This window comes from Candidatus Effluviviaceae Genus V sp. (genome assembly GCA_014728125.1).
In the GTDB taxonomy this organism is placed as follows: Bacteria; Joyebacterota; Joyebacteria; order Joyebacterales; family Joyebacteraceae; genus WJMD01.
Map to the genome: position 1 here is coordinate 1 of WJMD01000075.1, position 5,402 is coordinate 5,402.

2 protein-coding genes are annotated in these 5,402 nt (G+C 66.2%); both read left to right on the forward strand.

All coding sequences use genetic code 11. The features are described from left to right. The first annotated feature begins 279 nt into the window (after positions 1-279). Positions 280-4,839: a S8 family serine peptidase gene (locus GF405_04245; protein ID MBD3367376.1), complete on the forward strand. Its 4,560-nt coding sequence runs from the start codon at positions 280-282 to the stop codon at positions 4,837-4,839. Between the two features lie 270 nt (positions 4,840-5,109). Continuing rightward, positions 5,110-5,402 (forward strand): hypothetical protein (locus tag GF405_04250; GenBank protein ID MBD3367377.1); only part of this gene is annotated, 293 nt, incomplete at its 3' end.

The window sequence follows — 5,402 nt, forward strand, 5'->3', positions numbered from 1 at the left end:
ACGCGACGGGTGCGTCGTCCCAGTCGTCGAACGCACCGTCGATCACGGTCGGTGTCCGGGCACTGCAGGCGCCTCCCAGAACGAGCAGCAGAGCGGTCAGCATCACGGTGGGTCGGGTCGTCACGGTGTTCTCCTTTCGTCGTGCGACGAGCGTACCACGTGGAGGACCCGACGTCGGGAGGAACTTCCGGTACGGCCGTGGGCAAAGGAGCCTGCGTCATTGACTACAGGCACGACTTGTGCTATACTGAAGTAGTGAGGGAAAAAACGCCGCAGGACATGGCCTTCGCCGTGTTCAGGGCGTCAATATGTGCATTTCGCGTGCATTCACAGAGTCCAGAGCTGGGAGGCCCGACGATGACGTCACCGTCGCCTCGGATCATCTGTGCTGTTCTCGTGCTGGTGCTGGCCGGCACGACGGCCGCCCTCGCGGCGGATTACGACATCCATCTCCAGAGCAGGCGGTTCACGCCGGCCGAGGAGGTCATGCGGCTCGACGAGCCGGGGCATGTCGTCATCCAGTTCCGCGACATCCCCACCCAAAGCGAGCGGGAGGAACTCGCTCGAAACGGCGTTCGCCTTCTCGACTACATTCCGAACTACGCCTGGACCGCGTCGGTCGACCCCGGCGCCCTGGGCGCCCTGGACCGCGCAAGCGTGCGGGCCGTCTTCACGCTTGCCCCGGACGACAAGGTCTCGCAGACCGCGTTCGGACAGACGAACGTGCGCGTCTTCGTCTACGACGATGTCTCCGATCCCGTGCCCCTGCTGTCGCAGTACGGCGCCGTGACCCCCGACGAGGGGAACATCTATGTCGTCGACCTCGATGCCGAGCTTCTCGACGTCGCCTCAGAGGATGTCGTCAAGTACATCATGGGCCCGCGTCCGGAGAAGGCCCTTGAGAACGATGACCTGAGGGACGCCATCAACGCCGACGAGGTCCAGACGGCTCCCTACAGCTTGAGCGGCAACGGGCTCTACGCCGGTATCTGGGACGGTGGCTCCGTCGCCACCAATCACGACGACTTCGCCGGCCGCCTGACGATCGCTGACGGCTCCGGAACCGCCTCGCACGCCACGAAGTGCTGCGGCATCATGGCGGGCGACGGTTCGCGGAGTCAGGCCGAGGGCGGCTCGCCGTACCAGTGGAGAGGCGTGGCGACCGAGGTGGACATCGCCTCCTACGACTGGCCGAACGACTGCGACGACATGGACGCAGAGGCTGCCGACGCGATCTCGAACTACGACATCATCGTCTCCTCGAACTCGTGGGGCTGGGGGCTCTGCCCGAACTACTGCTACTACTACGGCACCTACGACGACTGGAGCCAGAATTACGACGAGATCGTCCGTGGGAGCCAGGGTAAGAAGCTCACCGTGGTGTTCTCGGCCGGCAACGACGGCGACTGCGGCTCGTGCTCCGGCGATCTGCCGGACTTCCCGTACGGGACCATCCCGGGGCCCGGCTCGACCTCGAAGAACGCCATCGTGGTCGGCAGCACGAACGCCGACAACGATGCACTGAGCGGCTACTCGAGCCACGGGCCGACGCTCGACGGCCGGACGAAGCCCGACGTGACGGCGCCCGGCTGCAAGAGCTACGCGGGCATCACGACGACCTACCTCTACAACGACTACAGCGGCAGCTCCTGCGGGACCTCGTTCTCGGCGCCCGCGGTCTCCGGCTGCGTCGTCCTGACGCAGGAGGACTTCATCGACAAGTTCGGCGGGGAGGCGTGGCCGTCGACGGTCAAGGCCCTTTTCGTTCAGGGCGCCGACGACCTGGGTAACACGGGACCGGACTACCAGTTCGGCTTCGGCCGCGTGAACATCCAGAACACGATCGACATCATCAGAGACGACGGCGGCACCGGCGACCTCATCCAGGAGGACACGCTGTCGCCGACGGAGACCTGGGAGTATCAGGTAGACGTGTCGGGCGAGAGCGAGCTCAAGGTCACGCTCGCGTGGGATGACTACCAGGGCGACTACGAGGGCAGCGGCCGGATGCTTGTGAACGACCTCGATCTCGAGATCATCTCGCCGAGCCGCGCGACCTACCACCCCTTCCTGCTCGACCCGGACAACCCCTCGAACACGGCGGCGACCGGCGTCGACGATCTCAACAACATTGAACAGGTCATCGTCAGCTCACCGGGGAGCGGCACGTGGACCATCCGCGTGACGGCCTCCGTGATGCCGCAGCCCGACCAGGACTTCTCCGTCGTGACCAACGTCGCTCCGGGTGCAGGCGACCCGCCGCCCGCGGCGCCGACCGGCCTCGGCGCTTCGTCCGGCTCCGGCCAGGGCGAGATCGACGTCGACTGGGACGACAACACGGAGCCCGACCTGGATCACTACATCGTTGAGCGCGCCGACAATCCGTCGTTCGCAGGCTCGACGACCTGGACGACGAGCTCGAGCGACTACGCCGACAGCGGTCTCGCACCCGGAGACACCTACTACTACAGGGTCTACGCCGTCGATACGGGTTCGAACCAGAGCCCGGCGAGCGGCAGCGACTCCGCGGTGGCGACCGACCTTCCGCCCGCGACCCCGACGGGGCTCAACGCGGTTCCGGGGGCCGGCGAGGGCGAGATCGACGTCGACTGGGACGACAACACCGAGGGCGACCTCGATCACTACGTTCTCGAGCGGGCGGACAACGTCTCGTTCACCGGTTCGACAACGTTCACTGTCAGCGTGAGCAGCTACTCGGACAGCGGTCTCGCACCCGGCGACACCTACTACTACAGGGTCTACGCCGTCGATACGGGCTCGAACCAGAGCGCGGCGAGCGGCAGCGACTCCGCGGTGGCGACCGACCTGCCGCCGGCCGCGCCGACAGGCCTCGCCGCGACGGCGGGGTCCGGCGACGGCGAGATCGACCTCGACTGGGACGACAACACCGAGGGCGACCTCGATCACTACGTCGTCGAGAGGGCGGACAACGCCGGCTTCTCGGGTTCGACGACGTTCAACGTCGGCGTGAGCGACTATGCCGACAGCGGCCTGACGCCGGGCGAGACGTACCACTACCGCGTCTACGCCGTCGACGCCGGTTCGAACCAGAGCGACCCGAGCTCGTCGACGGCCTCTGCGGCCGGCGACGCCGCACCGGCAGCGCCGACCGGTCTCGTTGCGATGACGGGTGGGATCGACGGGGAAGTCGATCTCGACTGGGACGACAACACTGAGGCCGACCTCGATCACTACGTCGTCGAGCGGGCCGACAATCCCGCCTTCTCCGGTTCAGTGACGTTCAACGTCGGCGCGAGCGAGTACGCGGACAGCGGACTCGTGCCCGGTCAGACCTATCACTATCGTGTCTATGCCGTTGATACCGGCGCGAACCAGAGCGATCCCAGCAGCGCGGCTTCGGCCTCGGCCGCCGATCTGCCGCCCGCGGCCCCGACGGGGCTCGTGGCGACGGCCGGCGATGCCGATGGCGAGATCGACCTGGACTGGGACGACAACACCGACGCAGACTTCGATCACTACGTGCTCGAGCGTGCCGACAACGTCGGTTTCTCGGGCTCGACGACGATCGACGTCGGAGCCAGCGAGTACTTCGACACCGGACTGATCCGCGGTCAGCTGTACTACTATCGCGTGTACGCTGTCGACGCGGGCTCGAACCAGAGCGCGCCCAGCGTGTCCGACAACGCGTACGCCGCAGACTACCCGCCCGCTATCCCCACCGGTGTCACGGCTTCGAGCGGCACGCAGCACGGCGAGATCGATGTCGACTGGAACGACAACACCGAGCCGGACTTAGATGACTATCTGCTCGAGCGTGCCGATAACGCCTCGTTCACCGGCTCTACGTTCTTCAGCGTGGGTGCGAGTGAGTTCGCCGACGCCGGGCTGACACCGGGTCAGACGTACTACTACCGCGTGTACGCGGTCGACAACGGCTCGAACCAGAGCCTAGCCAGCGCGTACGACTCGGCCGCGGCGGCCGATCCGGCGCCGGCGGCTCCGACCGGACTCGTGGCGGTGAGCGGCACCGATGAGGGCGACATCGACCTCGACTGGGACGACAATGTCGAGGCCGACCTCGACCACTACGTGCTCGAGCGGGCGGACAACCCCTCGTTCACGGGTTCGACGACGTTCAACGTCGGCGTGAGCGAGTTCGCGGATGCCGGCCTGACGCCGAGTCAGACGTATCACTACCGCGTGTACGCAGTGGACACGGGATCGAACCAGAGTGCCCCGAGTGATCCTGACTCCGCGGCCGCCTTCGACGTGGCCCCTGCGGCACCGACCGGGGTGACATCGTCGCCGGGTCCCGGTGACGCCGAGATCACCGTGTCGTGGGACGCCAACGGCGAGGCCGACCTCGACCACTACCGGGTCGAGCGCGACACCACCGACCTCTTCGGCGCGGGATCCGTTTCCTTCGAGACGGCGGACATCTCGTATCTCGACTCCGCCGTGCTGCTCGGCAACACGTACTACTACCGCATCTTCGCCGTCGATGAAGGTGAGAACGAGAGCGCCCCGAGCGACACCGTATCGGAGTACCTCGAGAACACCGGCGTGCCTGAGGACGTCGAGGGTGGGCTCAGGTTCATCCGACCCAACCCCTTCTCGGCGCAGACGACCGTCGCCTACAGCGTCCCCGCAACCGGCGCCCAGGTGTCCATCCGGATCTACGACATCACCGGACGGCTCATCCAGACGCTCTTCGAGGGACAGCGTTCAGGCGGCGTCTACGAGGCCGCGTGGAGAGGTCGTGACCGCACCGGCCGGACCGTGGCCTCCGGCGTCTACTTCTGCCGGTCCACGATCGGCGGCACGACGGAACTCAGGAAGATCGCGTATCTGCGATAGTCGGTACGGACCGCGTTCGCCGCGAGCGGCGTCGCGCCTCCGACCGGTACGAGATAACAGGGCCCGTTTCGAGAGGGGCGGGCCCTGCGCGCTGCGGGGGCTTGGGGCGCGTAAGGTTTGACTGGCCTGTTAGTTGCGGTGACAGTCGCTGTTCCGTGCCGCGCGCGCCCACACGGGATCGTGACAGACTGGCCCTTGACACCGGTGAGGGAGAAACGGTATTGTTGAATGGGGCGGACATCGAGGGTCCGTCGGAGCAGGAGCCGGAAGATGGTTTCCGGCAGGGCAGTGTCCGGAGCGCTGTTTTGCAGGCCTCCGGAAAGACCGAAAGAGGGGTACCAGTACGTGAGTAAGACCGGACGAGTGAAGTGGTTCGACGATGCCAAGGGCTACGGCTTCATCACGCCCGATGACGGTTCCAAGGACGTTTTCGTCCATCACACCGCGATTCAGAGCGACGAGGCCTACAAGACCCTGAGCGAGAACGACCGCGTGCAGTTCGACGAGGTCGTCGAGGCCAAGGGCCCGGCGGCTCAGAACGTCACGGTCGTCAAGGACGAGCC

Bases quoted from the DNA above. Each gene is read 5' to 3' on its own strand.
- GF405_04245 (MBD3367376.1), top strand. From the start codon at position 280: ATGGCCTTCGCCGTGTTCAGGGCGTCAATATGTGCATTTCGCGTGCAT.